The 2,763-nt window shown below is 66.0% G+C and carries 4 protein-coding genes; 1 reads left to right on the top strand and 3 read right to left on the bottom strand.

The features are described 5' to 3' along the window. Nucleotides 1-14 precede the first annotated feature (14 nt). The gene (locus A612_RS01150; protein WP_206536104.1) at nt 15-386 is read left to right on the top strand and encodes a hypothetical protein; all 372 of its coding nucleotides are present in this window, start codon (nt 15-17) and stop codon (nt 384-386) included. Here A612_RS01150 and acpS read toward each other — a convergent pair. The 3 genes from acpS to A612_RS17225 all read right to left on the bottom strand — a co-directional run. Further along, nucleotides 359-784, bottom strand: a complete 426-nt coding sequence (acpS, locus tag A612_RS01145; protein WP_019372780.1) for a holo-ACP synthase AcpS — start codon at nt 782-784, stop codon at nt 359-361. The two genes, A612_RS01150 and acpS, sit on opposite strands and share 28 nt — an antisense overlap. 6 nt (nt 785-790) lie before the next feature. Then, the gene (locus tag A612_RS01140; protein WP_019372779.1) at nt 791-2,248 is read right to left on the bottom strand and encodes an MDR family MFS transporter; all 1,458 of its coding nucleotides are present in this window, start codon (nt 2,246-2,248) and stop codon (nt 791-793) included. Nucleotides 2,249-2,398: 150 nt separating this feature from the next. Then, nucleotides 2,399-2,763: hypothetical protein (locus A612_RS17225; protein ID WP_040435487.1), on the bottom strand; the 365-nt coding region annotated here is incomplete at its 5' end.

The raw sequence follows: 2,763 nt of genomic DNA, 5'->3' as shown, positions 1-2,763 counted from the left end.
CCTCATGCGGTTGAATTTCCTATCCGTGGCCGGATATCCTCGATGAGTTCATCGAGCACCTGGCACGTCTGTGGCGCGAGGACCCCTCCCGCCGTGCGGTGTGGCATGCCATCCAGTCCACACCGGCCACCCGCGCCACGGCGGCCGCCACGGAGAAGGAGATGCTGGAGATCATCGCGGAGGTGATGAGACCACTCGCGCGTGGTGCCTCCTATGAGGAGCGGATGTCACTGGCCGGTCTGCTGGTGCACACCGTCAGCTCCCTGCTCAACTACGCGGTGCGTGACATCGGCAGCGGCCCGGAATACGACGAGGCCTTCGAGTCCATCGTCGAGGAGATCAAGCGGATGCTTGTCTCCTACCTCTTCTCCGTGGCCACCGCGTAGGTCAGGACGCACACCGCGGTGGCGTAGTCACCGTCGTGGCTGATGCTCAGGCTGGTGGTGTAGTCCCCGATGCTCCCACGCACCTGGACGTCCAGTGCGGGTGCGACATCCAGCGCCACCCGCCCCCAGCGGTCGGCGCGCACCTCGATCAGTGCCCACTGCACATCCTCCTCAGGAATCACGGGGGGCTGCCCGTAGATCGCCTGTGACCAGGCCTTGATGAAGGCCTCCTTCGCCGCCCAGCGGCCGGCCAGGTGCTCGGCGTTGCGGTTACCGGCGCGTGTCGACGCCAGACGACGCTCCCCCGCCCCGAACACATCCATGAAGGAACTGCCCGGCTGGGCGAGCTGTTCCGCGAAGGCCGGGATGTGGACGAGGTCGGTGCCAATCGAGATCATGGGTTCCTATTCTGCCTCATGGGTAGGCCCATCGGTGGGCACACGGGTGATGAACAGTGAGAAGACCAGCGCGACCACCGCAACGCAGGCGCAGGCGAAAAAGGCCGAGTTCGCCCCGTCGGCAAGCGCCGGTTCCTCCGCCACCCCACGTGACATCGCCGACTGGCTGACGGTGCTGTAGACCGCGATCATGACCGCGGTGCCGGCCGCGCCGGCGAGCTGCTGGAGGGTGTTCATGATCGCCGAGCCGTGCCCGTAGAGGTGCTTGGGCACCGATCCGAGCGCGGTGGTGATCAGCGGGCCGAACAGGAAGGCCAGTCCGATGGAGAAGATCACATGGACCGCCACCAGCATCCCCACCGAGGTGTTCTCATCCACCGTCGACAGCCAGAACAGCGAACCGACCACCGCGAGCATGCCGGCGATCACGAGCGCCCTGGGGCCACGCCGGTCGTAGATGCGGCCCACAAACGGTGAGAGCACACCTTCCAGCAGGCCGCCGGGCAGCAGCACCAGGCCGGTGACCAGCGCGGAGACCATCAGCGAACCCTGCATGTACAGCGGCAGGGTGTTCATCACACCGAGCAGCGCACCGAAGAGTGCGAGCAGCACGATGATGGAGACGGTGTAGTTGCGGATGGCCAGGGGACGCAGATCCAGCAGGGCGCGGTCCGTCTTGGCCAGGGACAGCTGGCGCCAGACGAACACGACCAGGGAGACCACACCGACAACCAGGATGATCAGTGCATTGCGTGCGGCATCCCCACCATCGAGGATGACACCGATGGAACTGAGCGCGTACACCAGACCACCGAAGGCGAGAGCCGCGAGCACCAGCGAGAACACATCGAAGGGTGTGTCGCGCGGTTCGTTGATATTGCCGATCTTCACGGCACCGAGGATGGCCGCGATTCCCACCAGCGGCACCATCACCCAGAAGATCATGTGCCAGGACGCAACACTCAGGATCACCCCGGCCACGGACGGACCGAGCCCCGGGCCCACCGCCATGACCACGGCGATCAACCCCATCACCGCTCCCCGGCGCGGGGCAGGCACCACGGTCATGGCCACCGTCATCAGCAGCGGCATGATCACCGCGGTACCGATCGCCTGAGCCACACGGGCGCCGAGCATGACCGGGAAGGTGGGTGCCAGGGCGGCGATGACGGTTCCCACCAGGAAGATGGCGGTGGCGAAGAGGAACACCGTCCGGGTGGAAAACCGCTCGAGGATCCATCCGGTGGCGGGCAGGACCACGGCCATGGTGAGCATGAAACCGGTGAGCAGCCACTGCGCGGTGTTCGCCTCGATCGAGTAATCCGCCATGATCGCCGGCAGCGCCACCGCCAGGGTGGTCTCGTTGAGCATCATCACAAACGCCGTGAACACCAGGACGGCGAGGATGAGGACGACGGGTTTGGGGATGACGGTGTTATCCGGGTTGGTCTGGGTGGAGGTCATGGAAAGACTGCGGATCCTTTCGTATCACTGGGGGTGGGAACTGCACAGGCAGGTGCGACCAGGAGATCCTATCAGCGTCCACGACAGACAACACCCGCTCCGGTGAACAGTAGGTTCACTGGAGCGGGTGTCGGGTGGATCTAACCGGGCTTATCCTTCAATCCCCGTCGGGTTGAGGACCCCGTCGACAAGCCGGGCACGGGAGTCGAGCAGCACGGCCGCCTCGATCTCACGGGCCTTGCCGGCCTGGACGCCGAGGTTGCGCTCGACGGGGCGCTCATAGAGCACACCGCCGTGCATGCCGGCGACGATGCGACGCAGGCCGGCCTCCTCGCGGGCGGTGGCGGCGGCGCGCCACTGGTCGGCGGCCTCCTCGCCACGTTCCACTCGGACAGCCTCGTAGAAGGCATCCGGGTGCACGACCGCCACCATGGCGGAGACGTGACCGAAACCGAGCGAGGTGACCAGACCGGCCTTCGGTGCCTTGGCGGACAGGTCCAGTGGCTTGCGCAGCC

The sequence above is a fragment of the Melaminivora alkalimesophila genome (genome assembly GCF_000282995.1).
GTDB classification, from domain to species: Bacteria; Pseudomonadota; Gammaproteobacteria; order Burkholderiales; family Burkholderiaceae_C; genus Melaminivora; species Melaminivora alkalimesophila.
This window is presented reverse-complemented; position numbering and strand designations above follow the sequence as displayed.

Bases quoted from the DNA above. Each gene is read 5' to 3' on its own strand.
- acpS (WP_019372780.1), bottom strand. From the start codon at position 784: ATGATCTCGATTGGCACCGACCTCGTCCACATCCCGGCCTTCGCGGAA.
- A612_RS01140 (WP_019372779.1), bottom strand. From the start codon at position 2,248: ATGACCTCCACCCAGACCAACCCGGATAACACCGTCATCCCCAAACCC.